Origin of the sequence: Rothia sp. (in: high G+C Gram-positive bacteria) (genome assembly GCF_030540545.1) — a bacterium.
Classification (GTDB): Bacteria; Actinomycetota; Actinomycetes; order Actinomycetales; family Micrococcaceae; genus Rothia.
Map to the genome: position 1 here is coordinate 1 of NZ_JAUNVZ010000009.1, position 26526 is coordinate 26526.

At 56.9% G+C, this 26526-nt stretch carries 24 protein-coding genes and 4 tRNA genes; 7 read left to right on the top strand and 21 right to left on the bottom strand.

Features of this window, described 5'->3' with window-relative positions:
* Positions 1 to 130: 130 nt before the first annotated feature.
* From Q4P78_RS07975 to Q4P78_RS08015, 9 genes are all read right to left on the bottom strand, one after another.
* Positions 131 to 1231, bottom strand: coding sequence for a UDP-N-acetylmuramate dehydrogenase (locus tag Q4P78_RS07975; protein WP_303339904.1), 1101 nt, complete (start codon positions 1229 to 1231; stop codon positions 131 to 133).
* A gap of 87 nt (positions 1232 to 1318) precedes the next feature.
* Positions 1319 to 1777, bottom strand: a complete 459-nt coding sequence (locus tag Q4P78_RS07980) for a MaoC family dehydratase (RefSeq protein WP_303339839.1) — start codon at positions 1775 to 1777, stop codon at positions 1319 to 1321.
* Positions 1777 to 2232, bottom strand: a complete 456-nt coding sequence (locus Q4P78_RS07985) for a MaoC family dehydratase N-terminal domain-containing protein (RefSeq protein ID WP_303339840.1) — start codon at positions 2230 to 2232, stop codon at positions 1777 to 1779. Before Q4P78_RS07985 ends, Q4P78_RS07980 begins: the two co-directional genes overlap by 1 nt.
* 187 nt (positions 2233 to 2419) lie before the next feature.
* Entirely contained in the window at positions 2420 to 3133 is a 714-nt protein-coding gene (locus Q4P78_RS07990; protein WP_303339841.1) for a hypothetical protein, read from the bottom strand.
* A gap of 303 nt (positions 3134 to 3436) precedes the next feature.
* A tRNA-Thr gene (locus Q4P78_RS07995) sits at positions 3437 to 3508 on the bottom strand.
* A 1-nt stretch (position 3509) separates the two neighbouring features.
* A tRNA-Met gene (locus Q4P78_RS08000) sits at positions 3510 to 3583 on the bottom strand.
* A gap of 32 nt (positions 3584 to 3615) precedes the next feature.
* Positions 3616 to 3687, bottom strand: a tRNA-Thr gene (locus Q4P78_RS08005).
* Positions 3688 to 3911: 224 nt separating this feature from the next.
* Complete coding sequence (locus tag Q4P78_RS08010) at positions 3912 to 6023, bottom strand: DEAD/DEAH box helicase (protein ID WP_303339842.1); 2112 nt, start codon at positions 6021 to 6023, stop codon at positions 3912 to 3914.
* A 494-nt stretch (positions 6024 to 6517) separates the two neighbouring features.
* Entirely contained in the window at positions 6518 to 8338 is a 1821-nt protein-coding gene (locus tag Q4P78_RS08015; RefSeq protein WP_303339843.1) for a DUF2079 domain-containing protein, read from the bottom strand.
* A gap of 189 nt (positions 8339 to 8527) precedes the next feature.
* Here Q4P78_RS08015 and Q4P78_RS08020 point away from each other — a divergent pair, with 189 nt between their 5' ends.
* Positions 8528 to 9631 (top strand): DNA-3-methyladenine glycosylase, encoded by a 1104-nt coding sequence (locus tag Q4P78_RS08020; RefSeq protein ID WP_303339844.1) that lies wholly within the window; start codon positions 8528 to 8530, stop codon positions 9629 to 9631.
* Between the two features lie 69 nt (positions 9632 to 9700).
* Here Q4P78_RS08020 and Q4P78_RS08025 read toward each other — a convergent pair whose 3' ends face one another.
* The 3 genes from Q4P78_RS08025 to Q4P78_RS08035 all read right to left on the bottom strand — a co-directional run bounded on the left by Q4P78_RS08025 (position 9701) and on the right by Q4P78_RS08035 (position 11111).
* Entirely contained in the window at positions 9701 to 10072 is a 372-nt protein-coding gene (locus tag Q4P78_RS08025) for a co-chaperone YbbN (RefSeq protein ID WP_303339845.1), read from the bottom strand.
* A 205-nt stretch (positions 10073 to 10277) separates the two neighbouring features.
* Positions 10278 to 10362 (bottom strand) — tRNA-Tyr (locus Q4P78_RS08030).
* A 401-nt stretch (positions 10363 to 10763) separates the two neighbouring features.
* Positions 10764 to 11111: a hypothetical protein gene (locus Q4P78_RS08035; RefSeq protein WP_303339847.1), complete on the bottom strand. Its 348-nt coding sequence runs from the start codon at positions 11109 to 11111 to the stop codon at positions 10764 to 10766.
* A 147-nt stretch (positions 11112 to 11258) separates the two neighbouring features.
* On the opposite strand from Q4P78_RS08035, the gene Q4P78_RS08040 reads away from it, so the two are divergent.
* On the top strand, positions 11259 to 11750 hold the full coding sequence (locus Q4P78_RS08040; RefSeq protein WP_303339848.1) for a YajQ family cyclic di-GMP-binding protein: 492 nt from the start codon (positions 11259 to 11261) through the stop codon (positions 11748 to 11750).
* A gap of 88 nt (positions 11751 to 11838) precedes the next feature.
* Here Q4P78_RS08040 and htpX read toward each other — a convergent pair whose 3' ends face one another.
* A complete protein-coding gene (gene htpX, locus Q4P78_RS08045) occupies positions 11839 to 12714 on the bottom strand; it encodes a zinc metalloprotease HtpX (protein WP_303339849.1) in 876 nt (291 codons plus the stop codon).
* Positions 12715 to 12850: 136 nt separating this feature from the next.
* Entirely contained in the window at positions 12851 to 13105 is a 255-nt protein-coding gene (locus Q4P78_RS08050; RefSeq protein WP_303339850.1) for a hypothetical protein, read from the bottom strand.
* A 237-nt stretch (positions 13106 to 13342) separates the two neighbouring features.
* Here Q4P78_RS08050 and Q4P78_RS08055 point away from each other — a divergent pair, with 237 nt between their 5' ends.
* Complete coding sequence (locus Q4P78_RS08055; protein ID WP_303339851.1) at positions 13343 to 13903, top strand: Fur family transcriptional regulator; 561 nt, start codon at positions 13343 to 13345, stop codon at positions 13901 to 13903.
* 215 nt (positions 13904 to 14118) lie between these two features.
* Here the strand turns inward: Q4P78_RS08055 and Q4P78_RS08060 are convergent, their stop codons facing one another.
* Positions 14119 to 15435 (bottom strand): SseB family protein, encoded by a 1317-nt coding sequence (locus tag Q4P78_RS08060; protein WP_303339852.1) that lies wholly within the window; start codon positions 15433 to 15435, stop codon positions 14119 to 14121.
* A 242-nt stretch (positions 15436 to 15677) separates the two neighbouring features.
* Here Q4P78_RS08060 and Q4P78_RS08065 point away from each other — a divergent pair, with 242 nt between their 5' ends.
* Together Q4P78_RS08065 and rarD are read left to right on the top strand one after the other, a co-directional pair.
* Positions 15678 to 16997: a DUF6882 domain-containing protein gene (locus tag Q4P78_RS08065; RefSeq protein WP_303339853.1), complete on the top strand. Its 1320-nt coding sequence runs from the start codon at positions 15678 to 15680 to the stop codon at positions 16995 to 16997.
* 280 nt (positions 16998 to 17277) lie between these two features.
* Positions 17278 to 18285 carry an EamA family transporter RarD gene (gene rarD, locus Q4P78_RS08070; RefSeq protein ID WP_303339854.1) on the top strand — a complete coding sequence of 336 codons (1008 nt, stop codon included), beginning with the start codon at positions 17278 to 17280 and terminating at the stop codon, positions 18283 to 18285.
* Positions 18286 to 18388: 103 nt separating this feature from the next.
* Here the strand turns inward: rarD and Q4P78_RS08075 are convergent, their stop codons facing one another.
* From Q4P78_RS08075 to Q4P78_RS08100, 6 genes are all read right to left on the bottom strand, one after another.
* Positions 18389 to 18502, bottom strand: a complete 114-nt coding sequence (locus tag Q4P78_RS08075) for a methionine/alanine import family NSS transporter small subunit (protein ID WP_303339855.1) — start codon at positions 18500 to 18502, stop codon at positions 18389 to 18391.
* A 1-nt stretch (position 18503) separates the two neighbouring features.
* Positions 18504 to 20117 (bottom strand): sodium-dependent transporter, encoded by a 1614-nt coding sequence (locus Q4P78_RS08080; protein WP_303339856.1) that lies wholly within the window; start codon positions 20115 to 20117, stop codon positions 18504 to 18506.
* A gap of 318 nt (positions 20118 to 20435) precedes the next feature.
* Positions 20436 to 20558, bottom strand: a complete 123-nt coding sequence (locus Q4P78_RS08085; RefSeq protein WP_303339857.1) for a methionine/alanine import family NSS transporter small subunit — start codon at positions 20556 to 20558, stop codon at positions 20436 to 20438.
* Between the two features lies 1 nt (position 20559).
* Complete coding sequence (locus Q4P78_RS08090) at positions 20560 to 22338, bottom strand: sodium-dependent transporter (RefSeq protein ID WP_303339858.1); 1779 nt, start codon at positions 22336 to 22338, stop codon at positions 20560 to 20562.
* Between the two features lie 130 nt (positions 22339 to 22468).
* Positions 22469 to 23527, bottom strand: coding sequence for a polyprenyl synthetase family protein (locus Q4P78_RS08095; protein ID WP_303339859.1), 1059 nt, complete (start codon positions 23525 to 23527; stop codon positions 22469 to 22471).
* 291 nt (positions 23528 to 23818) lie between these two features.
* On the bottom strand, positions 23819 to 24550 hold the full coding sequence (locus tag Q4P78_RS08100; protein ID WP_303339860.1) for a demethylmenaquinone methyltransferase: 732 nt from the start codon (positions 24548 to 24550) through the stop codon (positions 23819 to 23821).
* A gap of 226 nt (positions 24551 to 24776) precedes the next feature.
* Here Q4P78_RS08100 and Q4P78_RS08105 point away from each other — a divergent pair, with 226 nt between their 5' ends.
* Both Q4P78_RS08105 and Q4P78_RS08110 read left to right on the top strand, forming a co-directional pair.
* Positions 24777 to 25586 (top strand): ABC transporter substrate-binding protein, encoded by an 810-nt coding sequence (locus tag Q4P78_RS08105; RefSeq protein WP_303339861.1) that lies wholly within the window; start codon positions 24777 to 24779, stop codon positions 25584 to 25586.
* Between the two features lie 142 nt (positions 25587 to 25728).
* Positions 25729 to 26520 (top strand): amino acid ABC transporter permease, encoded by a 792-nt coding sequence (locus tag Q4P78_RS08110; RefSeq protein ID WP_303339862.1) that lies wholly within the window; start codon positions 25729 to 25731, stop codon positions 26518 to 26520.
* Positions 26521 to 26526 lie beyond the last annotated feature (6 nt).

Below are 26526 nucleotides of genomic sequence, written 5' to 3' on the forward strand. Positions count from 1 at the left end.
CGGGTTGCCGGCCACAGCCTAGCCGGATAGCCGACCGCAGCCTTGCCGGATTGGGAGGAGATAAAGATAGGGTGTGTCTGATAGATAAGAACTATCAAACACACCCCAGTCTTTTATTCAGTACTTAGGATTAGATCCTAGCGTTGACGACTACCGGTTCGGGTTCGAGCTCAATACCGAAGGCGTCCTTCACTCCCGCTCGTACGGCGCGCGCAATGGCGAAGATATCTTCTGCGCTGGCCCCTGAGCGGTTGGTAATGGCAAGAGTGTGCTTGGTGGACAGGGACGCGCGTCCGCCCGCAATCTGAACAGATTCACCCTCAAGCCCGAAGCCCTTGTCAAAGCCTGCGTGCTGGATCAGCCATGCTGCTGAGAGCTTGACGTGCTCGGGGTCTTCTTCACCGCGCCCAAAGAGCCCACCGGGCTTGGTCACGGGGAATCGGGGTGCATCCTCAGGTAGTTTATCCAGCGCGCTGAGCGGCACGATGGGGTTGGTGAAGAAGGAACCGGTGGAGTAGGTGTCGCGGTCTTCGGGGTTGAGCACCATGCCCTTGGAGGCGCGCAACTCGAGGACTTTTTCTCGCACGAGTGCGGAGTCTACACGGTCGCCGGGTTCTACGCCGAGCTGGCGTGCGAGTTCTGCGTAGCGGATGGGGGAGGAGAGTTCACCGAGTTCGAATTGGAAGTCGACGGTAAGCACCACGTAGCGGGGGGAGCCGTTGGTCATGGTGCGCTTGAGGATGGAGTCGCGGTAGCCGAATTTCAGGTCGGCGTTGGCGAAGGTTTTTTGGCGTCCGGTTTCGCGGTCGTAGGTGCGTACGGAGGCGATGAATTCTTTGACTTCCACGCCATAGGCGCCGACGTTTTGTACGGGGGTGGCGCCAACGGTGCCGGGGATTCCGGAGAGTGCTGCCGGACCTACCCAGGAGTTTTCAATGCTGGTTTGTACGAATTCATCCCAGTTGGTGCCTGCTTGCACGCGCACGTTGGCGCCGCCGCAGCTGGGGATGGGTAGTGCGTCTACGCCGTTACTGGCAATGTGCAGCACGATGCCGTCGAATCCTTGATCGGAGACGAGCATATTGGAGCCGCCGCCGATGACCAGTAGCGGGGTGCCGGTGCTGTCGGCGCGCTGGATGGTTTCGATGATGTCGGCTTCGCTGGTTGCGCGTACGTAGTCGGTGGCGGGGCCGCCGACCTGGGCGGTGGTAAGTTCGCTGAGCATTGTCATGTATATAAGCATACCGCCGATGGCGGCCTGAGCCTATCGGCGGTATGCTTTGCGCGCAGTTGCTGGGAGCTCTATACCCGGTAAGGCTTAGAACTGTACGAGCACCTGGGTTTTGAGCAGTACTTTTTGCTCTGCACCGTTTTCGTCGGCTGCACTGACGGTCAGGTCCACGCGTGCGGTGCGTGCTTCTTCGTCTAGGGCTCCGATTTTACCGCTGATATTCAGGGCGTTGGTGCTTTCGTTGGGGTTGTTGCCATCGGGCGCGTCGGCTACAGGCACGGGCTTAGTGAAGCGGGTCTGGTAGTCGATAATGGCGCCTGCGTCGCCTACCCAGTCGGTGGCGAGCTGCACTGCGGCGCCCATGGTGAGCATGCCGTGTGCGATGACACCGGGCAGTTCTACTGAGCGTGCGAAGCGTTCGTTCCAGTGGATGGGGTTGAAGTCGCCGGATGCGCCCGCGTAGCGTACAAGGTCTGCGCGGGAGAGTTCAATGCGGCGCTCTCCGATGGTGTCACCTTTGGTGAGGTTTTCGAATACGGGCTTCATTAGTTCTCGTCTCCTTCGGCGCGTACGAGCAGGGAAGAGATGCAGGTGGTTACGGGGTTACCGTCCAGGTCGGTGATTTCTTCGCGGGTGGTGAGCATGGCGCCTGCACCCATAACGCGCACATTGTCTACGTGTACGGTGGTTTGCAGTTCGTCGCCGGCTACGATGGGGCGGTGGTGGGTGAAGCGCTGGTCTGCATGGACTACGCGGGAGAAGTCAATGCCTGCACTGTCGTCGCTAATCAGGGCTGCGTCTGCTGCCTGGGCGAGGATAATGGCGAAGGTGGGCGGTGCGATAATATCGCTGTAGCCGGCTGCTTGTGCTGCGTCTACGTCGTGGTGGAGGGGGTTGGTGGCGAAGACGGCGCGTGCGAATTCACGGATTTTTTCGCGGCCGACGGTGTAGGTGCCCTGGGGAGGGTAGACTCGACCGATGATTTCGGGGTTAATACTCATACTTTCTAGTCTACTCTTTTTACTCGCGTGTTTCTGATATGTGTTCAGTTTTGGTGCCGCTGGGCAGTGTGCGATCAGCTCGAAGCGCGCAGGGTAGTTGCGCTACGGGGTTAAAGCTCAAACGCAGTATTCTCGACTCTCAAGAATACTGCGTTTGAGCTATGGGCTTATCAGAGCGGGAAAGGACCTAACTCTGTGCTTTGGCGAGCCAGGGCAGGAAGGCACGTAGCGCCTCCTCAATTTCCCCGGCTGCCTTCTGACAGGCTTCGTCTCCCTGGCGGAAGGGATCGGAGATATTATCTTCGGGCAGGGGCGCCTCGGTATCAGAGTAGATAGTCGAGAGAGGCTCTGCGCGCTTGCCGCTGCTTTCTGCCAGGCGCGCTACTTGCTTGAGCAGGTGCACTTTGGCGTGGTACTGGGGCCATTCGCGCATAATCCATTCTGCGTGGTCTTTATCGGCGACCAGCAGCAGGGTTGCATTCTCAATCATTTCTTCGGTCAGCTGCTGGGCGCGGTAGCCGTGAGTATCGTAGCCTTTGGCTTCCCAGACTTTGGCGATGCGGTGGTACATGGGCAGCCCGACGAGCGCGGAGGTGCCTGCGCTTTTGAATTCCCAGTTATCCAGTCCGTATTCTTCGCTCAAGGCGTTGGCTAGCATTTGGGAGGAGGTGCTGCGCGCGATATTGCCGGTGCATACGAAGTAGGCTTCGTACTTGCCGTTGGCGTTGACGGGGTATTTGCGGGCGACGTTTGGGGAGAAGGAGAAGGTTTTGGGTGCACTGTCCTGATTATGTGCAGGGTTCTGGGAGTTCTCTTCCGCTTCGTTCCAGGGTGCTTCGGGTGCACTCTGGCTATCGGTGGAGTATTTTTCTCGAATGGATTTAATATTGAATATTCCCACGGTCTTCTCCCTATCTATTCGCTCTGTTGTTATCGGTGCTGAAGGTGAGTGCGACTCGGTATGATCTGCATGCGACTATTTGACACTTCAAGTATTCGAGCCTTTTCTAGTGTAGTGCCTGAGCTTATGTTTTAGCTGCGTATTGGTCAGTGCACCGGGTATTTTTACAGAGATATAGACCACTATAGTGCCCGATCCCGGGAACTACTCCCCTGCGTGATATCCATATATGTCAACGTTCATCAGACTGAAATATTTCAGGATACAGAAAAAGCCTGTCTCGCGTGAGACAGGCTTTGAATGAGCCCCGACCGGGAATCGATCCCGGGACCTCCATCTTACCAAGATGGCGCTCTACCACTGAGCTATCGGGGCGTAGCGGTGGACGGGCTCGATCCGTCGACCTCACGATTATGAGTCGTGCGCTCTAACCAGCTGAGCTACACCGCCATACATTTCTTGAGACTCTCAAGTAATGTAAGAGCCCCGACCGGGAATCGATCCCGGGACCTCCATCTTACCAAGATGGCGCTCTACCACTGAGCTATCGGGGCAACAGGTAATACTATACCGGAGTTTCTGAGTGCTACACAAGTCGAAAGAGTATATTCTGCATCACATTCATGTTTTTAATCTGCTCCGGGCAGCTTCCCTGTCCCTCCCCCTCAGTCCCCACCCTGCTGCCAATACAGCGATAGCCCGTCTCCACCCCTTCACCAGGGATAGAGACGGGCTATAGGGACGTACGAGCCTAGAGAGAATCTAGAGCACCTAACGTTTAGTAGTTCTTCTTCTTGAAGCCGGAACGACCGCCGCGCTCAGAACGAGAACCAAAATCACGGTCACGCTTGAAACCATCGCGGCCACCGCGCTCAGAACGAGAACCGAAGTCGCGGTCACGCCCACCGCGGCCGCCGAAGTCACGATCACGCTTGAAACCGCCATCACGACCGCCACGTTCACCGCGCTCGGAACGACCGCCAAAATCACGGTCACGGCCACCGCGACCACCAAAGTCACGATCACGCTTGAAACCGCCATCACGGTCACCGCGGAAACCACCGCGGCCGCCGCCCTTGGGGCCGTTATCCTTGCGGATATTAATGAACTCACCGGCAACCTTGGTATCGCGCAGACGATCGAAGAAGTCGCGCGGCAGGTCCTTGGGCAGACCCACAATGGTGAAGTGCTGACGGATATCGATCGAGCCGACATCCGAACCCTTAATGCCACCCTCGTTTGCCAGGGCGCCCACAATAGCGCCTGCGGTCACGCGGGAAGAACGGCCAACGTTCAGCTTGTAGTTGACCATGTTCTCGTCATTGTAGGAACGCTTTGCGCCGCGCTCACCCTTGCGGGGACGGTCGTCGCCCTCAGCGAAGGGCTTAGACTTGTGCGCAATATCGTCGGACTCATCCAGGAAGAAGGAGCGACCCTGCTGAGCAATAATTGCCAGCGCTGCCGCAATATCCTCGGGGGTGGTGTCGTGCTCGTTCTCGTAGGCTTCAATAATGGAGCGGAAGAAGCTCAGATCCTCGGACTCAATGGTGTCGGTGATCTGCTGAGCGAAACGAGCCTTACGGTTCTCATTAACATCCTGCGCGGTGGGCATGTGCATGGGCTCCACCTTCTGGCGGGTAGCCTTCTCAATCTGGCGCAGCATGTACTTCTCACGCGGGGTGACGAACAGGATTGCCTCGCCGTCACGACCCGCACGACCGGTGCGGCCGATACGGTGCACATAGGACTCGGTGTCGTGAGGAATATCGAAGTTGACCACCAGGGAGATACGCTCAACGTCCAGACCGCGGGCTGCAACGTCGGTTGCCACCAGAATATCGATGCGGCCATCGCGCAGGGCGTCCACGGTGCGTTCGCGCAGCTGCTGGGGAATATCACCGTTAATAGCTGCGGCTGCGAAACCGCGTGCCTTGAGCTTATCGGCGACCTCTTCGGTTTCCTTCTTGGTGCGCACGAAGACAATAATGCCGTCGTACTCTTCCACCTCGAGCACGCGGGTCATGGCATCCAGCTTGTGGGAGTGCATAACCTGCATATAACGCTGGCGGATATTGGCGTTGGTGGCAACCTTAGCCTTAATGCGAACCTCTGCGGGGTTCTTCAGGTAGTTATCGGCAATAGCGCGAATACCCTTGGGCATGGTTGCGGAGAAGAGAGCAACCTGCTTGTCTTCGGGGGTCTGAGCCAGGATCTTTTCGACCTCTTCGGCGAAGCCCATGCGCAGCATTTCGTCAGCTTCATCCAGCACCACGTACTGCAGGTTGGACAAATCCAGGGAGCCGCGTTCCAGGTGGTCGATCACACGACCGGGGGTGCCTACGACAACCTGCGCACCACGGCGCAGACCCGCCAGCTGCGGGCCGTAGGGGGAGCCACCGTATACGGGCAGCACGGTGAAGTCATCCATTGCGGTTGCGTAGGAGGAGAATGCCTCGGCAACCTGCAGAGCCAGCTCGCGGGTCGGTGCCAGAACCAGCACCTGGGTGTCGCGGCTGGGGCCGTAAATATCGCTCAGCTCAGCCATGCGAGACAGAGCCGGCAGTGCGAATGCTGCGGTCTTACCGGTACCGGTCTGTGCCATACCCAGCACATCGCGGCCTTCCAGCAGCAGCGGAATGGTCTGTTCCTGAATGGGCGAGGGCTTCTCGTAGCCAACCTCTTCCAAGGCTGCCAGCACACGTGCATCCAGGCCCAGATCGGTGAACTTTACGCCTTCTTCTTCAGCTGCTTCTGCCTGGGTGTTAGCCTCGGTGGTCTGAGCCTGCTGTGCGCTCTCCAGGGTTTCTTCAGCGGTAGTCTCAGCCTGAGTTTCTACCTCTACAGTGTTTTCTGCGTCTACGGTTTCTACCGGTGCAGTATTTTCAGTCATTTTTCCTCGTTTCGGGGTGCCTCAGACACGTGAATTCGTGCCTGTGTGCGGGTTTTCCCCTTCTGACCCGTCCCACCCCACCGTTCTTTAGGCCTGTGCGAGCGCATTGGGCGCGCGTGGGCACAGCACCGCTGTCTGGTGTGTCTATCGGGGGTGGGTGTGCGGTCTTGAATTTCTCGCTACCACATATGGAGGTGGTGTTCGCGTACCGTCTGCATGCTAATGCTAGTCTTGACCCGCTGATGAGCGCGGGATATGGGGCGTAACTGAACGCCTGGAGAGCGACACTGTGAGTACGGCGCCCTATCTCAAAATTTTCTACTCAACCGATTCGACCGGCTGAAGGGCGCACAAGACCTATAATCGGGGGATTCCCGTCTCTATAAGTGTACCTTAAAAGCCTTCTGCCCTGCCGGTGAGCTTAAACATAGAAGCCCGGTGAGCCGTTATGACAGGGTTCACCGGGCTTCAAGAGTGCATTCTAGAGCGCGTAGCTAGTCAATTTTATGCACCACATCAATAGTGCCGAAGCTGCCCACCAGCTCATAGCTGTGCTGGTAGGTGTCCGCTGCGTACTGGGTAATATTCTTCGGCGGGTTGCCGCCCCAGGTGCCCGAGGCGCGGTCAATGACCACATACTCGGGTGCCGGTTCGCCCTTGTGGCCAATCCAGTACACGGTGCGGCCCGGAATCAGCTGGGTCAGCAGGGACAGATCGCTGGCAACGCTCACATTGCTGGGCACAGCCTCCAGAGCCTGCTGCTTATAGCGCTCGGTGAGGCTGACCTGGGTGGTGGTAAAGCTGCTCTTGGATAGGGACGCCAGGGGCTGATCGGAGTTAGCGCCCATCAGAGGAGCCACCGCAATGATCAGCGCAATGACAGGCACAGTCCATACGGGGATAGAGTGCAGCGCGTCCTTGATGGTACGACCGGCACGAAGAAGCGGGTTAGAGGCTTCGCTCTTGTCGCTATCTGCTTCCGTTTCGAGCTTCTCAGTCTCGCTAGAAACAGCCGGCACGCTACCGTAGCGGAAGCTCAGCAGAGCATCCAGCAGAGCCATAAAGAGCATGGGCATGAGCACCAGAGAGTAGTGCCAGGTGCTCACCCAATAGGACTCCATATTGGAGAGCAGTCGCCAAAGCAGGGTCGGCGCCAACACCAGAGCCAGGCAAGAGCGCAACCACAGGAAGACACCGGTCAGCAGCAAAAGCCACAGGGTCCAAGCCTTCACCTGAGGGCTAAAGAGAGCCAGGAAAGAGCCGAAGGGGTCGCCCAGCACGCGGGAAGTATCCACCTTATCGGCATAATCAAAAGTGCCATGAGTATTGAACATCGGCAGGATAACCGAAACCGAGAGCAGCGACCAGAGCACACCCCAGATCATCAGCAGTACAGCCTCGGCGGGGCCACGAGAATCAGCCCAAGAATTGTAGATAGAGCGCAGGCGCTCAGTCCAGCGCGGTGCCTTCGTCACGCGCGCTGCGGAGGGGAAAAGCATATCGAACGCATCGCGCAGCCAGCCGGTACGAATCAAAGCAACCAGGCCAATAGCCGCCACGGTGATACCCATATCTTCTTTGACGAAGACCAGGGGGGATGCCCACCAGCAGGCGCGCACAATATAGCGAGTGCGCCAACTATCACTCACGCGTCCCGCCAGCATCAAATAGCCCAGGGATAGCGCCAAGAAGGGCAGGGCGAAAGCAACCTCGTGGAATTGAGCGGCAACCGCCTGCTGCACACCGTAGCTTAGCCCCAGACTTGCACCCAGCAGCAGACCGGTCAGGGTACCCGTCCAGCTCTTCTCAGCCTCACCGCCGGCACGCACGCGGGCTGCCGAGCCCAGCTCAATAGCTCGCTGAGCTACGCGTACCGTAATATACACGGCGGATGCCACCATAAAGTTCTGCGCCACCAGCAGGGTCATGGGCGAGGGGAAGATCGCGTACACCGGGCCAAGGAGCATCAAAATCGGGTGAAAATGATCGCCCCAGAGGTTAAAACCGGGACCCTTAACCGGCACAATAGGCATCTCAAAATGAGAGTAGGATTGCGCCATCTGGGTGAAAATCGCCAAATCCCAGGAGGGCGTAATCCAATGGCGCAATTGCAGCGCCGAATAGTAGTTGTACAGGGCAAAAATCGCCACCGATAGCACCAGGGCAGGCACAATCTGCATAAAAGACAGGGAGCTAAAGTGCGCACTCACATAGGCTCGAAGGGCACCCCACACACCCGGCTTTACCGAGGCATTTTTGGCGGATGCGGGGCGTTCCGGGCTCTTTCTCGTGCTACGGTCTAAGGCTGCTGCCATCCTTGAATCTCTCCCTGGTGACGGATACGGGCTGTACTGCGCCCCGTAGAGGGGCTCCTATTAGGGTATCCTATAGTGCACTATCTAGCAGTATTTGACGAGCAGCCAACGCCACTATGACACGCTGCAGCTCAACCGTGGCAGCAATTCTCGCTCATAGTTTCCAAGGGCACCTTATAAAATGTACCTATGGCTTATCCTCCCCCAACCCCCGGCGTAGAGTGCACCCTAGCGGCACACCCCGCGCACACTCTGGCAAGCGGTCGCCTGCGCACGGGGTTGCGTGTGGAGTTCACTCCCCTATTGCCGGTATCCCTGACCGAAACGCTCATGCCCATCCGGCGAGGTCCCGCTGACCGTACCATGCACTTTAGCCAACAGGGCGGAGTAGAAAATATCTGGTGTACCGCCCGGCTCCCCATGAGTTCCGATGCTTCCAGTGAGCTGGCGGTCACCCTGCACTTTGAGCGTAGTACCCCCTCGCTACTGTCCCCCATTCGGGTAGATCTCTGGGTCAATCTTAGCCCCGCAGCAGCGGCAGAACAGGTGCCCATTCTCATGGCCCTCACAAAACTAGCAGAAGCCATGCCCGCCTGGTGCGGCCAAGCCGACTCTTGGACGTCCCTGTTAGATTCCCGTGCCTGGGCGCAAGCGCCCCGTGCCCTCCACGAAGCAGCTCGCTCTCACCCCGGGCTGCGTCTGGGAGCCAGCGGACAGCTCATGCGCCACGCATACACCGCCGTGCTCGAGCAGCGAGTTACCCAAAAAGAAGCTTTCGCCACGCTGCGCGCAATAGCCGAAACCCATGGTGAACCCGCTCCACTATCGGCAGATAGCGCCCAACCGCCCCTACTCGTTTTCCCCGCCAATAGAAGCTGGGGCGCAATCCCCAGTTGGCAATGGCACGCTTGGAACGTCGATTCTTCGCGCTACCGCACTATCGGGATCCTCGCTGCCCGAGCCGACGCCCTGGAACGTATAGCCGCAGAAGAAAGTGTTAGCGCCACAGCGCAGGCGCTCGCCACCATCCCCGGTGTAGGTCCCTGGACCATCGCCGAAACACTCCAGCGATTCTGTGGGCACCCCGATGCCCTCAGCGTGGGCGACTACCATCTGGCGCACCACGTCGGTTGGGCGCTGAGCGGAGAACGCACCGATGACGCCGGCATCCTCGCTCTCCTCGCACCCTATGTAGGCAGCAGGCAACGCCTCGTGCGCCTGATCCGAGCAGCACATCTGGGGGCTCCGCGCCGCGGAGCGAAAATCACCATCGAAGACCACCATCGTCATTAGTCCTCAACAGCAGATAAGGGCATCCCCTTTCAAAGGGGACGCCCTTATGCTCAGCGGAGCAAGAAACGATTACTCGCCCTTAGCCTCAGCTGCAGCAACCTCTGCACGGACCTTGTCCATGTCCAGCTCGCGGATAGAACCAATAACCTGCTCAAACTGAGACTCGTTCAGAGCACCAGCCTGAGAGTACACCAGGATACCGCCGCGGAAGCCCATAATGGTCGGGATGGAGGTGATACCAGCAGCCTGAGCCAGCTGACCCTGATCCTCAGTGTCAACCTTACCGAAGACAATATCACCGTGCTTTTCGGAAGCAGCCTCGTATACGGGGGCGAACTGCTTGCAGGGACCGCACCAATCTGCCCAGAAGTCCAGGAAGACAATGTCGTTTTCCTCAACGGTGGGGGTGAGGTTCTGCTGATTGATTTCAATAGTAGCCATGCAGATAACGGTACACCCAAGCAGGCGTACGCCCTAATTTTTCACTGACAGATGAGCGTTTCTATAAGGTATGTTACATTTTGGGCGCTCCGAGCGTCATAAATAGGACTTATTCGGTTCCGGTCTTGACTCACGACAATAGTGTCGATATCGGCAGTGGGAAAGTTTTAAGGCACGAAAAAACCCGCCCAATGGGCGGGTTTCTTGGTGGCAGATGAGGGATTCGAACCCCCGTAGGCATAACCAGCTGATTTACAGTCAGCCCCCTTTGGCCGCTCGGGTAATCTGCCAAGCTACCAATCATTGATTGGAGTGTTTCGCACAAGCGAACAAGACAACTATACCCCTATTGATCCACTCATGCAAGCCATATATGCAATTTGTGACCTATTACACCATATAGACTTCTTGGGGCTAGGTCCCGGTACGCACAGACGCTCGTTTCTTCTCCTTGCGGCTTGCATTCCCGACTTCGCCTACCTCCCTACCCTCCCGTATCTGAAGAGCATCATTCCATGCAGGTCTATAGCCTCGCCATCCCTCAGGCAGCGGAAAGACACCCACATAGAAAAGCCGGGTCTGAGTTAGAACTCAGACCCGGCAGCATTTCTGCATCAATCACATCAACTAGCAATGTGGTTATCTTTCTATTCAAATGAGTCGGTCATGGGATAAGAAGCCGGTGAAGCGTTTAGCTATCCTGCTCCATCAGCAGCGAAATCTCAAGATGTTCAAGGTATCGCTGCGCCTGCTCAATGGTGCACATATCGCCGCGGATTTCGCGTTCGAGGTCTGTGCGTACTCCGTTGAATCGAGCGATCAGGGCAGGGTCGGTGAGGGTAGTACCCATGCCATCGAGTTCGCTCATGCTAGGGGCTTCGGTATCCTCATGGAGCTTTTCGCTCTCGGGGATGTCTCGGGGTTCTTCCCCCAGGCTGGTTTCCAGGTCGAGGAAGAGCAGGGTTTCTGCTTCGCGTTGGCGATCTTCAACGACCGTGTTCTCTAAAGTGCCATCGTAGTGGCCGTACATCGTAGTCATAGTTCTATCATGACTGATTTTTGTGTGTATTTCCTGTATAAGTCCTTTTATTACCTGAATGTTCTCTGTGAAGTTTTGTGTCTTCTCGGGTAGGCTTGTAGTAGTGGGCGCTGTGCGCGCCGTTATTGTCGAAAGTTAGGAAGTGTTATGGCTAGCGAGTCGTCGTTCGATATTGTGTCCAAGGTGGACAAGCAGGAGGTTTCGAACGCTCTGCATCAGGCTCAGAAGGAAATTTCTCAGCGCTATGATTTCCGCGGCGTTGGCGCGGAGATCGACTACTCCGGCGAGAAGATTCTGATTAAGGCAAACGCCCCCGAGCGTGCCCTGGCGGTTCTGGATGTATTCCAGTCCAAGCTGGTTAAGCGCGGTATTTCCCTGAAGTCCCTGGATGCCGGTGACCCTTACGCATCGGGCAAGGAAACCCGCATTGAGTGCTCCATTAAGGAGGGTATTGCTCAGGACCAGGCGAAGAAGATCTCTAAGATGATTCGCGAGGAAGGCCCTAAGGGCGTCAAGGCGAATATTCAAGGCGATGAGCTGCGCGTCTCTTCGAAGTCTCGTGATGATCTGCAGGAGGTCATTGCAATGCTCAAGGGTGCCGATCTTGAGGTGGATCTGCAGTTCGTAAACTACCGCTAAACTGTGAGCTTTCTACTCTAAGTAGCGAAATGCCGGAGGGCGTGTACTGTGAATACACGCCCTCCGGCATTTTTAGAACTGCGCTGTCTTAGAACTGCCCCATAGCTCGCGCCTGTTCTTCCAGGCGAGCAATACGTGCCTGAGTGGGCGGGTGAGTAGAACCCAGATTCGCCAGAGAGCCAAAGGGGTTAGCAATCATCATGGCGGCGGTGGTCTGCACGCGCGGATTATCCGGATCCATGGGGTAACGGGAGATGCCGTGCTCGAGCTTGTACAGCGCGCTGGCGAGCGCGAGCGGGTCATTGGTGAGCTGCGCGCCGTCGTGGTCGGCATCGTATTCGCGGGTTCGGCTAATGGCCATTTGCATCATGCCGGTAATCATGGGCGCGAGTAGCGCAATAATAAGCGTACCGAAGCCGCCTCCACGGTTCTCGCGGGAGTTGCTGAAAGAACCAAAGCTAGCGAATTGGGCAACGGTGCCAATAATGGAGGCGATACCTGCCGCCACGGAGGAGGTAAGAATATCACGGTTATATACGTGCATGAGTTCATGACCGAGCACGCCGCGCATTTCGCGTTCGTCCAGCAGTTGCAGAATACCTTCGGTGCAGCATACGGCGGCATTATCGGGGTTGCGGCCGGTGGCAAAAGCATTGGGGGTGTCGGTGGGCGCGACATATAGGCGCGGCATGGGCTTGCCTGCGCGCGAGGAGAGTTCCTGAACAATGTCGTAGAGTACGGGTACTTCTTCGCGGCTGACAGGATAGGCGTTCATAGAACGCAGGGCGAGTTTGTCGGAATTCCAATAGGAGTATGCGACGGAGCCCAGGCTGATGAGACCGAAGATAATAATAAAGATGCGCGAGCCGGTGGCTACACTCAAGCTGCCGCCGATGAGCAGCAGCAGGCCGACCATGGAGCCGAGCAGCAGCGCTGTTTTGAGTCCATTGTGGTGGTTATGCATGGTATCCTCCCGTGGGTCAGTGGCGTGTACGCCTTTACTCTAGGGTATATCACGGACGTTTTTGGCGGATATTTAGCTCGCACCTCTTCTCTGGAAGCTGTAGTATCAGCCTCCGCGCTGCTGCCAGAGAAGAAGTTTAGGGAAGTGCGGGAGCGGGCACGCTATGAATAATGCTGCCGTAGCCTGCGGGGAAGATATGTACCGTAATGAGGGCGAAGAGTAGTCCTGCGGCGGTGAGCCATAAAATGGTGGCAATAATGCGCGCGTCGGGGCTGTAGCCTCTATTTTCGCTGCGGTAGTGCCCGTGCAGGATCGGCACGGTGACGGGCACCGCGAATAGAAGGGTGAGGATAATAAGCTGCACGATATTATCCCAGCTATAGAAGTCCATTATTCCTCGTTTTCTATCGGTTCTATCTTGCCGTGGCGCTGTTATCCGGGGTGTTTCAGGCCATGTTTCCAGTGTACTCGTTCTGCTGTGGGATATATCTAGTGTCCGAGTTCTTGTGTCTTTTTCACGGCGAGTTCCTGCTCTTTTCTTCGACGCCAGAAGAGGGAATAGTGTGTTATTCTGACTTGCTCAAAATAAAATTATGAGTTTCTCAGATTAACCGCTATAGTTGTATGTATGACCCAGAATGAGACTGCACCCAATGCAGCGGCAAGCTGCACCCACACCGGACTGAACACCATGAATGTACCCAGCCCGGAATTGCTGGAAGAAATCTGGGCAAAAACCCTGCGCGATAAGGGCCGCCGCGTCACCAAGCAGCGCCTGGCAGTATTGCGCGCGGTACAGGCGCATCCTCATGCCCCGGCGGAAGAAATTCACCGCGCCGTACTTGAAGAGATTCCCGCTATGACCGTCCAATCGGTCTATGTGGTCCTTACGGATCTAACCGATATTGATATGCTACGCCGTTTCGAGCCCCCGGCAAGCCCGGCACTCTATGAGACCCGCACGGGCGATAACCACCACCACGCCTATTGCATTCGCTGCTCCAAGGTACAGGATGTGGATTGCGCGGTGGGTGCTGCACCCTGCCTGACCCCCAGCGATTTCCACGGCATGCTGATTTTCAGCGCGGATGTGCTCTACCAAGGCATTTGCGAAGAATGCCAGAGCGAAACCGAAAGCCTGAGTGCAGCTAACCAGAAAGAGCAGATGCTCGCAGCTGTAGAGAGCTAAAGCGCAGCGAGAACCTAGCGGGAGTCTCTTTATCTCTGCCCCGTTAGGCTTTCATTTCCTCCCCATCTACGCGCTTTTGTGCACCCAAAATAGATGTGGCGCAGATTAAAGCCAACTATTGGGTACTGCCCCAAACACAAGGATAACTCCATGGCAGAAGCCTTCGGGGCGTTCAGTATAGTACCGAACGCCCCGAAGGCTTTTAAGGTCATATATTAGATACCGCCACCGTAGGCAATACCCTGCTCCTGCATAATATCCAGCAGCTCTTCAATCTGGCTAATGCTCAGCACGGTACTGGGGTTGAACATATTCACCTGCACACTATCAACACCAATACTCTTGGCGTAGCGCAGCACCTCCAGGGCGTGAGCACTGCGCACCTCAAGGTGCGGGTCCACCGCAGCGATTTCAATAGCTGAGGTAAAGACCAGCAAGCTCTTGGGATTGCCCTTCTCATCGGGGGCGAACACAAAGTTACTGCCGGTTTCATCCGCCGGGTCAACACCCAGCAGCAGCATGGACGCCGGGGATACCAGGGAGCCGAGCAGACGCTGCATATCGCCCGCTGCGAGCGCCATTTTCGCGCCGTCATTGCGGGGAGAGGTGACAACCCACTGCACCTGGGCGCGCTCAATATAGCATTCGTGCTCGGTGCCCGGATCCACCACAATCATGCTCAGTTCGGGCTTTTCTAAGAATTCCATGAAGACCTTCATTGCCGGTTCGCGCAGAATTAGCTCTTCGTGGTTTTCATCGCGACTATAGCCCTGACCCACGTACTTAGGCGAAGAGAAGACACACAGTGCCTGGTTATCTTCGTCCACGCGGATTACCTGGTAGACCATGCGGGAGTGCGGGCCGATATCCAGGTGACCTTCGGGGATGATTAGGGAGCCGGAGGCATCCACCAGCACATCGCCGCCGAGCATGGTTCGAACCACATTAATAAGGGTCTGTTCGCGGGTGTCCTTGGCAAAGGCTGCAAGGGCGGCGGTCAGATAGGGGTTGGGTGCCTCCAGATCAGGCTCGTCCAGGTGCGCCAGGCGACGACGGTGCTCCATACGTTCTTTAGCCCAGAGGGGCACATATTCGGCCGCGCGAGGGAAGGATTTTAGGTGCGCGCGAATATCGGGGGCGCTATAGCTGCCCTCGTTCTTCCAGCTTTCGGGCTCTTCTTCGCGGTTATAGGAGGCGCCCACGCTAAATTGCGGTTCGGGCCAGTTATTGGCGGCAACTACCACGGAGGCGGTAAACCAGGTGCCTCGGCTACCGTGGTAGGCGGCGCGCTGCAGCTGCTGAATATCGGGTAGCACCTTGGAGCTTGCGTTGAGCGGGCCGGCGGTGCCGATGTATTCTTCGCCTTCGCGGATTTCGCGCACGCGCACGAAGATCTGGTCGGCGAGGGGCTTAATGTCGAGGATCAGTTCATCCCAGCCGGGTTCTACGGTTGAGACGTCCAGCAGCCAGCTACCGATATTGTTCAGGGCATTCTGAATGCGTTCGGTACGGCTCAGCTCGGTGCTGCTCATACGTAAAGGTGCCTCCTTGGGATCTGACGGTTGGGTGGTGCGGGTACGGGTATAGTCGCCCGCTATCGGTGAGTGTGCGCTTTTATTGTATCGGGGTCTATGCGCCCAAGCTCTTAAATATACCCTGTTCGGCGCTGGGCTAAAGATGTACACCGCTCAGAAGCTCAAGTTTTTGGGGAGAGTTTCGCTCTTTTATGTCTTCTGTGTCTTCATCTCTGCCCCCGCCTTGCTAAGCTGTATATATGACGAATTCTTTGCAGGACCTCATCGACGCATCGATTTTTATTTCGACCGAGTACCAGGCTCGACTGGCTGAGCTGGTAGGCACTTCTGACTGGGATGTTGATTTCACCGCCCAGTCCCTTGATTTTTCTTCGACCCCTCCGATTAAGCTGGCTCCGTACCTGTTGGGTACCGAGTCTGAGAACCGCGGTACCTGGATTTGGTCCTGGCAGCAGCTGGGCTATTTCCCGGATGCTGTGGTTTCTGCTGCTCTGCAGACCCGTGCCGGTGGCGCGGAGCGTTCTCTGGTAGAGCTGACCACTGACGAGCTGCCGATTTCTGAGGGTCTGGGTCGTCGTTTGACTCTGGCTGCGAAGACTCTGACCGGCCTGTACGCTCACTATCCGCTGCCCGCCGGTGCTGGCGTGCGCGCCTGGAGCCTGGTTGAGGGTGAGCAGCTGGTGCTGCCCGAGCCGACCATGCAGCAGGTGGGTCGTGTAATTGCTCGTACCCTGCAGTCTGAAGAGATTGTGAACCAGCACCTGGCTGTTGATTCTTATGCTAAGCAGCGCGGTTTCCACATTGCCTGGGATACCGAGGCTACCGCTGTACTGACCTTCTCCGATGGTGCTTTGCGCCTGTGGTTTGATGAGGGTCGTATTAGCGGCATTGAGCAGGCTGAGCCGCAGACTGATGCTGCTGGCCTGGCTGCTGCTGCGCAGGCTGCTATTAGCCACCGCGCTGAACTGGCTGCTGCTCGTCTGGTGATTGAGCGTGCCGCTGCGGCTGAGGCTGAACAGCAGAATGCTCAGCGTGAGGCGGATGCCGCTGCTCGCGCCGCTGAGCGTGCTGCCGCTGCAGAAGAGGCTGAGCGTGCCGCTGCAGCTGCTGCTCGTGCTGAGGAAGAGGCTGCTGCTATTGCCGGCGTGACCAGCACCGAGAATGTACATTCGGATACTGCTGCTCCCTTCGATCAGGATCCGCGCGAGGATGTTCAGCCCGGTCGCGTAACCGTGGAGACCCTGCCCGACTCCTATGTTGAGGTTGAGGAGATTTCCGAGTTGCCCGAGGGCGTTGAGCCTGTGGAGACCGTTGAGGTTGCAGAGGTTGAAACTGTTGAGGTTGAGACCGAGCAGCTTGAGACTGCTGACGAGTACGTGGCTGAGCCCGTTGAGGAGACCGCTGAAGAGACCGTAGAGGTCGCTGACGAGGTTCACGAGCCCGCAGCCCCGGTTCAGCCGGCTGCTGCTGCTGCACAGCCCTCTCAGGCACAGCAGACTCAGCCCAAGCCCGCAGAGGGCAAGAAGAAGGGCTTCTTCTCTCGCTTCTTTGGCCTCTAAAATATACAGGTCTGCACCGCTTTTCTTCGAGAGAATCGGTGCCCGCGGGGCGTTGGGATGTGCATCCCGGCGCCCCGTTGCGCTACCCGTATATCTCTCACCCCGTGAATCTGGCGCGCGGGAGATAGAGAAGAGCCTGGGTTCAGAGAGCGAAAAGGTAGAATAAGAACTAACACATGTGCGCATCCGCCCCGGCATATAAGGCGCCATCGTTTATGGTGCCGTGTATGGGAAAGGTACGCATCAAAACACCCGTCACACGCGTCTAGAAAGAGCCTACATGCCCGCTACCACCGCGCCCGGTGACACCTCAAACGCACCGGCTAAATATACCCCCGAATCGATCCGTCAGGGTTTGCTCTATTCCCTGATCACCTACGGTATTTGGGGTATGCTCCCGCTCTATTTCGTGCTCATGGCGCCGGCCTCGGCCCTTGAAATCGTCTCATCCCGTGTGCTCTTTTCACTGATTTTCTGTGCGGCGCTGCTGCCCCTACTCAAACTCACCGCGCCTTTCTGGCGGGTGCTTAAAGATAAGCGTTCTCTGCTGTTGCTGGCAGGTGCCTCCGCGGTGATTGGTGTGAACTGGTTTGTGTATGTGGTGGCTTCAACCACCGGGCACACTATTGATGCCTCCCTGGGGTATTTTATTAACCCGCTGGTCTCGGTCACCCTGGGTGTGGTGTTTTTGAAGGAGCGTTTGCGCCCGGCACAGTGGGTGGCGGTGGGTATTTCTACCGTGGCGGTGCTGCTGATGAGTTTCATGTTTGGACAAGTGCCCTGGGCGGGTCTGACGCTGGCTTTTACCTTTGGTATTTATTCGATGCTCAAGAGTATGGTGGCTGATTCTGTGCCGCCGGTGGTCTCGCTCTCCCTGGAGACTCTGCTGCTGGCGCCGGTGGCGGTGGGGTTCATGCTTTTCTTTGCCGCAAACAACCAGCTGACGCTCTTTAGCCAGGGTGCCGGGCATTTCTGGCTTCTGGCGTCCACCGGTGTGGTGACCGCTGTGCCGCTGATTGTTTTTGCCAAGACCGCGCAACTGCTGCCGCTGACCATTATGGGTATGGTGCAGTATTTGGGCCCGACCATCCAGTTTTTGTTAGCGATTTTTGTACTGCACGACCCGATCGGTGTGGACAAGTGGGTGGGTCTGTCTCTGATTTGGTTCTCACTGATTATTTTTAGTGTGGACGGTGTGCGTGCAGCCCGCTCCTCCAAGCCTTCTGCCCTGAACGACCCGGAGACCGGCGCTATTGCTATTGTGAAGGTTCCCAAGGACGCCAGCTAGCCAGCAAACGCAACCCAGTGAGGGTATACAGCGAAGACCCCCGATATGCAATCGGGGGTCTTCCTTTATCTACCCGGGTGCGTAAGCCCCGGAGCGATATGTTTTAGTCGTCTTCTTCCAATTCAGGGTGACGGCTCAGATTCCACAGTGCCAGACCCAAACCACCCCAAATAATCAGGATGGCAATGGCACACATAATGATTGCTTCAAGGCTCATGCTAGTTCCCCTTTACGCTTGCGTCCAGGTGATGATGGTCTTCCTTGCCACCGTGAATGGGAGGTGCCGGCGGCTGCTCAGCCGCACGGGAATCCTTGGACCAGGGCATCAGGGAGATAATCACCGCAATAATCGGCAGGGCAATGACCATGCCCCAGCCAAAGACATTCAGCATCTCAGCCGGGTAGCCCCCATAGGGAGTCACCGCCACACCCTTATCACCAAAGGTGGAGATAAAGAGGTTGTAGCCGAGCACCAGCGGGGTCACAATAGCCAGCAGAACAAACCAGGTCTTACCCATCTTAATCGAGGAGTAACGGTTAATATGGGCAGAGAGCACGGGCAGTGCACGTACGAGGTAAGCAACAGCCACAATACCGACCAGAGCCACCGCGAGAATACCGAAGATATTGACAAAGTTATCCAGAATATCCAGCACGTACAGACCTGAAATGGTGGGCATGAACAGCAGGGAGACAATCGCCAGGGGCACGGTCACGGCAATGGTTGCCGGCACGCGAGAGAGAGCGAACTTATCCTGCACGCAGGCGATCAGCACCTCCAGAATGGAGATCAGGGAGGTAAAGCCGGCAAAGAGCAGGGAGCCGAAGAAGAGCACACCGATCAGTGCGCCCGCTGCGCCCGCCTGGCTAATAATGGTCGGGAAGGCGATAAATGCCAGACCGATACCGCCGGTGACCACCTGGTCAATGCTGGTACCGGCTGCCTGAGCCATAAAGCCCAGGGCTGCGAACACGCCAATACCCGCCAGCAGCTCAAAGCCGGAGTTTGCAAAGCCCACCACGGCGCCCGAGCCGGTCAGATCGGTCTTGGGCTTCAGGTAGGAGGCATAGGTGACCATAATGCCAAAGCCCACCGAGAGGGAGAAGAAGATCTGGCCGTAGGCGGCAACCCACACCGAACCATTACCCAGTGCCGACCAATCCGGGGTAAAGAGGGCGTTCACGCCGTTCATTGCGCCCGGCAGGGTCAAGGAGAAAATCACCAGACCCAGGAACATAATGACCAGCAGGGGCATAAAGATAATGTTGGCGGCGCCAACACCCTTCTGCACGCCCAGTGCCATCACAACCAGCAGCACGCCCCAGACAATGGCCATGGGGATCAAAATGCCGGGCACAAAATCAAAGGAAAGCTGCGGGGTGCCCAGGTGCAGGAATTCACCGTAGAAGAATGCCTTGGGGTTATCGCCCCACGCCTGGTTGAAGGAGAAAATAGTGTAGCGCAACGACCAAGCGATAATGGCGGCGTAGTAGACCGCAATAACCGCGTTAATACCCACATGCCACCAGCCGATGAACTCGGTGCCGCGGTTCAGGCGGCGGAAGGACAGGGGCGAGGAGGCGCGGCCGCGGTGACCGATCGCGTAATCGAAGAAGAGGATGGGCAGGCCCGCGGTCAGCAGGGCCACGATGTAGGGCAGGATGAATGCGCCGCCGCCGTTTTCGTAGGTGACGTAGGGGAAGCGCCAAATATTACCCAGACCCACAGCGGAGCCGATTGCTGCCAGGAGGAAGACCTTTCGGGAGGAGAAGCCTTCGCGTTTGCTGGCTGCTTTGGCGACCGGGCGGGATGCCTCGGGGGTTTTTGCCATAATGCTGACCTTTCGCGATAGGGAGTGTGCCGCGGACAGTCGACACACGTTAAGAGGGCAGTATGCAGGTACTGCCCTCCCTTTTATTGTGGTGAGCTTAGTCAGCGCGAGCAATGGCTGTCCATTATTCGGTCATATGCTGTCCAATATGCGCGTGCTAACAGGAAGAATGTTAGACATTGACAGGCTCTATCACAGAGCGTTAGAAGAGCATACAAGAGCCGGGCGGGTACCTTCTAGCGGTACCCGCCCGGCTCTAAATATTGAGCTGTAGAAACCCGGGGTGCTTATCCCCTATTTCTTTGTGAGGAATTCGCTCTAACTCTCGTTGTCGTCATCTTCCAGTTCGGGGTGACGGCTCAGATTCCACAGTGCCAGACCCAAACCACCCCAAATAATCAGGATGGCAATGGCGCACATAATGATTGCTTCAAGGCTCATTCTAGTTCTCCTTCTTCCAGGGGATAACGACGTCCTCCGCCGCGGGCTCAGCAACAGGTTCAACGGATGCAGCAGCCGGTTCAGCGGCCGGAGCGCTCACCTGCACCAGGGGCTCAGCTGCAATAGCAGTCGCTTCCTGCGCCTTAGCAGCCGCAAGATGATCCGATGCCTTGGAGGCACGACGCACGGTGGAATCCACATGGTTCTTACGCACTCGCCAGAAGACCACGGGAGGCGCCGGGGGCTCTTCAGCCGCGCGGGAGTTCTTGGACCAGGGCAGCAGGGAGATAATAATCGCCAGGATCAAAATACCGGCGCTCATACCCCAACCGAAAATACCCACCAGCCATTGGGGGTAGTCACCGTAAACATGGTGGGCCAGGCCGTCTTCCGGGTTGAAGAGGCTATCCAATAGGCTGACAATCAGCACGGCGGGGGTGACCAAACCGATCATGATCATCCAGGTCCAGCGAACTTTAATCGAGGAGTAACGGCTCAAATGCGCCGCCAAGGTCGGCAGAGCACCCACAATAAAGGTGACTACCAGAATAGCGACCACGCCTCCAAGCAGAATACCGAAGATATTGACAAATTTATCCAGGATATCCAACACGTACAGGCCGGTGGAGGTGGGCATCAAGAGCAGGGAAAGGACGCCCAGGGGCACCAAAACAACCACGGTGGAGGCAATACGACCCAGGTTGAACTTATCCTGCACGCCGGCAACCACAACCTCCAGGATAGAGATCAGGGAGGTAAAGCCCGCAAAGAGCAGAGAGCCGAAGAAGAGCACACCAATCAGGGCGCCGGCAGCACCCGCCTGGCTAATAATAGTCGGGTAGGCAACGAACGCCAGACCGATACCGTTGGAGACCACTTCCTTGACCTCCACGCCACTGGACTGAGCCATAAAGCCCAGAGCCGCGAAGACACCAATACCGGCAAGAATCTCAAAACCGGAGTTTGCAAAGCCCACCACGGCGCCCGAGCCGGTCAGATCGCTCTTACGCTTCATATAGGAGGCGTAGGTGACCATAATGCCAAAGCCAATGGACAGGGAGTAGAAAATCTGGCCGTAGGCGGCTACCCAGACCTTACCGTCCCATAGGCGCGACCAATCGGGGGTAAAGAGGGCGTTCACACCGTTGAATGCGCCCGGCAGAGTCAGAGAGTAGACCACCAGGATCAGGAACATAATAATCAGCAGGGGCATGAAGATAATATTGGCTTTACCCACGCCATTCTGCACGCCCAAGCACATGACCGCAATCAGAGCAATCCACAGGACTGCCAGAGGCACCAAAATACCCAGGTTAAAGTCAAAGGACACGCCCGGTTCCGCCGCGACCTGCAGGAAGTCATTATTAAAGAATCCCTTCGCGTCATCTCCCCAGGCATTACTAAAGGAGAAGATGAGGTAGCGCATTGCCCACGCCAGAATCACGGCGTAATAGATAGCAATCACGGATGCCATGCCCATATGCCACCAACCGATGAACTCGGTGCCGCGGTTCAGGCGGCGGTAGGACAGGGGTGAAGAGGCGCGGCCGCGGTGGCCGATCGCGTAGTCGAAATAGAGGAAGGTCAGACCCGCGGTCAGCAGCGCCACGATATAGGGAATCATGAATGCGCCGCCGCCGTTTTGGTAGGCAATATAAGGGAATCGCCAAATATTGCCCAGACCCACGGCGGAGCCTACAGCGGCAAAGAGGAAGACCTTACGCGAAGAGAAACCTTCGCGCTTGCTGGGTGCTTTCGCACCGGTGGGATGCTCTCCCATGATGACCTCACTTTTAGGTGATTGTATCTTTCTGCTTAGTGTTTAAGCGTTAGCTCTATGAGCTATAACGCCCCGGTGAAGATATATCTTCCCGGGGCGTATATCTATGGGGCTCAGGGGCAGCTTTCGCTTAGCCTTCGCGGTGAACCACAGCGTGCGCGAAAGAGATCAGCGCAGCCTTGGCGGTGGATTCGGGCAGGTCGGCAATGGCCTCGATGGCCTTATCCACCCAGTCGTAGGTGATCTGCCAAGCGCGGTCGATAACCTCATGGGAGCCCAGGGCGGCAACGGCTTCTGCCAGTGCCTCATCGCTGGAAAGGTCCGCGTCGAGCTTGGCGCGCACGGCAATAGCGCTTTCATCGCCTTCTGCGACCATGCGGTCCAGCAAAATGGTGGGCAGGGTGGGTACGCCTTCGCGCAAATCGGTACCCTGGGTCTTGCCGGACTTGGCGCCTTCGCTGGTCACGTCGATGACGTCATCGGCGAGCTGGAATGCCACACCGACCAGCTCTCCATAAGCTGCGACCTTCTGGATAACTTCTTCGCTGGCGCCCGAGAGCAGGGAGCCGTATTCACCGCTGGCTGCAATCAGGGAGCCAGTCTTGCCCTCGAGTACCGCAATATAGTGGTCGAGAATGTTCTGGCCTTCGCGCGGGCCCGTGGTTTCATAGAGCTGGCCGAGCACCAGACGTTCGAAGGTCTGTGCCTGAATGCGCATGGGGCGGGTGCCCAGTGCCGAAACCAGCAGGGAGGCGCGGGAGAAGATCAGGTCGCCGGTCAAAATGGCGACGGAATTACCCCAGATCATCTGCGCGGTGTCTACGCCGCGACGCTTGGGAGCATCATCCATCACATCGTCATGGTAGAGGGTTGCCAGGTGGGTTAGTTCCACAATGACAGCTGCTTCGATGACGTCGTCGTTGATCTCGCCGTCTACTGCTGCTGCGAGCAGAGTCAGCAGGGGGCGCACGCGCTTGCCGCCTGCCAGCAGCAGGTGGCGGGAGGCGACGTCGGCAAGATGGTCGGTCTGAGCAATGGCTTCTGCCAGGCGCTCTTCAATGCGCGCCAGGGCGCTAAGGATTTGCGGTCCGAGCTTCGGGTCGGCGGCAATGAGTTCGAATCCTGCGGGCAGTTTGAAGTCCAGCTCGCCCAAAAAGTCCTGTGCTTCGGGTGCGTTGGTTTCGCTCACGGTCTATCCTTTAGGTCGGTAGAGGTATCGGTTGGTATTAGTGTGCTGCGAATTTTTTAGATTCGCTCTCGCGCTGTGCCGCTAGGATCCGCATCCCTGAATCTAAAATTTAGGGTGCCCTTATAGTCTAGTGCATTCGGGGCTTTTTATACAGTCTATGCATAAACTAACGGCTAGTACTCGGGGCAGATCGTAGAGCCCGGGCAGGGGCGTGCATTGTCCGCGCGATGGGGCGCAATACACGGCATAGCGCCCCGCATCCTCAGGTTTCGGGTGCGGGGCGCTGAGAGCCTACGCTTTAAAGCCTCGGTGGATTGCCACAATACCGCCGGTTAGATTGCGGTACTGCACATTTTTAAATCCGGCTGCCTTGAAGTGTTCGGCCAGCTCCTGCTGGTTCGGCCAGGTCATAATAGACTCGGCGAGGTACTCATAGGATTCCGGGTTGGAGGCGATCTTGCGAGCTACCGGGGGGATTGCCTTCATCAGATATTCCTTGTACACGGTGGCAAAGAGGGGGTTGGTGGGGGTGGAGAATTCCAGCACGACCACGCGACCGCCGGGCTTGGTGACTCGGTAGAGTTCGCTCAGTGCTTTGGGGTAGTCGGCGACATTGCGCAGGCCGTAGGACATGGTCACGGCGTCGAATTCATTGTCCGCAAAGGGCAGGGCGGTGACATCTGCCTGCACGAAGCTAATATCGGGGCGGCGCTTGCGCCCCACGGCGAGCATGCCTTCGGAAAGGTCTGCTGCGATAACCTCTACGCCCGCGTCGGCGAAGGGTTCGGAGGAGGTGCCGGTACCGGCTGCAACATCCAGGACCTTCATGCCGGGCTTGGCGTCTACGGCTGCCACTGCCTGGTGGCGCCAGTAGATGTGCTGACCGAGGGAGAGGATGCCGTTCATCAGATCGTAGCGTTCTGCGACGGTGTCGAACATTGCGGCGATGTCGCCGGTTTTCTTATCTAAGGTGGCGCGGGAGGTGCCTGCGCTATTCTGGGGTGCCTGCTCTGCATTACTCACTCGTTCATTGTGTCATGTTGTGGCGTGCTTTGCATTCTAGTCATGGCTTAGTAGGGGTATTTAATTCTGCCCATTGACCCCGCGGCGTGTGATACTGACCCTATTTATATGCATATCCACCCGACGGATTGCATTTTTAAACATGTAGATGCATAATTTATACATACACGGGGTTCACCGCTCACCCTTTTCCTTGCAAGAGCGACACATACATAAGGATAAAATCATGAAAAACTCCACAAAGACCGCTTGGAAGTCCCTACCCATGAAGACCGCAGCGCTCTGCGCCGTACTACCCCTGGCTCTGGCGGGCTGCGTGTCCACCGAGACCGAAGACTCCGCAGATAGCGTGAACACCGTCAAGAACGGAGTGCTCAGCGTCTGTACCAACACCCCCTATAAGCCCTTTGAATACGAAGAAAACGGCAAGGTTATCGGTATGGATGCCGATATTGCCAACGCTATCGCCAAGGATCTGGGTCTGGACAAGGCAGAGCTGACCTCCATTAGCTTTGAGGCGCTGGATTCCGGATCCGGTCTGGATGCCGGTCAGTGCGATATTGCCCTGGCGGGTATTGGTGTCACCGAGGCCCGGTCCTCCGCCATGTCCTTTACCACCGTGTACTTTGAAGATAACCAGGCAATTCTGGTACCCAAGTCCTCCACCATTAAGTCCGTTGAAGATCTCAAGGGTAAGAAGGTCGGCGCTCAGCAGGCAACCAATGGCGAGGAATACGCCAAGAATGCAGGTGCCGAGGTCACCCAGTACGAGGATACCGAGCTAATGTTTGCAGCGCTGAAGACCGGTCAGATTCAGGCTGTATCGGCTAACCTCTCGGTCATTTCCGAGGCTATTGCCAATGACTCCAGCTTTAAGGTTGCCTACCAGTCCAAGGACAATGCCGAACAGATTGCCGGTGCGGTCTCCAAGTCCAAGCCGAACCTGCTCTCTAAGGTCAATGCCTCCCTGGAGAAGCTGAAGAATAGCGGTAAGCTTGCCGAGATTCAGTCCAAGTGGATTAAGACCGGCGTTTAGAATAGATAAGCGGCACCCCGACGGCGTTTATGCGAGGGGTGCCCGTTTACGTAGTGCATCACTACCTGCACCTTACCGACACATCGATTACGAAACGACCAGAAGAATGAGTACCCCGCAGCTAGCCCCCGTGAAAAAGAAAATGTCCCCGCGTAAAAAGCAGGCGCTCTGGCGCTACGCCCAGTACGCCATCCTGGTAATCGCACTGCTTGCCGCTATTGCTATGGCGGATTGGAAGACCCTGAGCACCCGCGTATTCAACCTGGATGTTGCTGCTCAGCAATTCCCGGAAATTATTACCGTGGCGCTGAAGAACACCCTGCTCTACACCGTGTTGGGCTTTAGCGTGGGTCTAAGCGGCGGCCTGCTGCTGGCTCTTATGCGTATTTCTAAGGTGGCTCCCTACCGTTGGATTTCCACTCTCTATGTTGAGATTTTCCGCGGTATTCCGGCTCTGCTGGTCTTCTTCGCCTTTGGTTACGGTATTCCCCTGGCGTTTAAGATTCGTTTTGTGGATAACCTGATTCCGGTGACCCTATCCCTGGGTATGGTCTCTGCTGCTTATGTGAGCGAGGTGCTGCGTGCCGGTCTTGAGGGTGTGCCCGCGGGTCAGTACGAGGCAGCGCGTTCTTTGGGTATGAGCCACGCTCGCGCTATGTTCTCCATTATTGTACCCCAGGCGTTCCGCATGGTGCTGCCTCCGCTGACCAATGAAGTTATTCTGTTGACCAAGGACTCATCCCTGGTGTACCTGCTGGGTGTGACCACCGCGCAGTACGAGCTGGCAAAGTTCGGTCGTGAGGGTCTGACCGCTTCGGGCGCGGGTCTAACTCCCCTGGTGGTGGCTGGTCTGTGCTACCTGCTGATCACTATCCCCCTGGGTCAGGTGGCTAAGTATTTTGAAATGAAAACCAAGGCAAGTTCGCGTAAGTAAAGGATC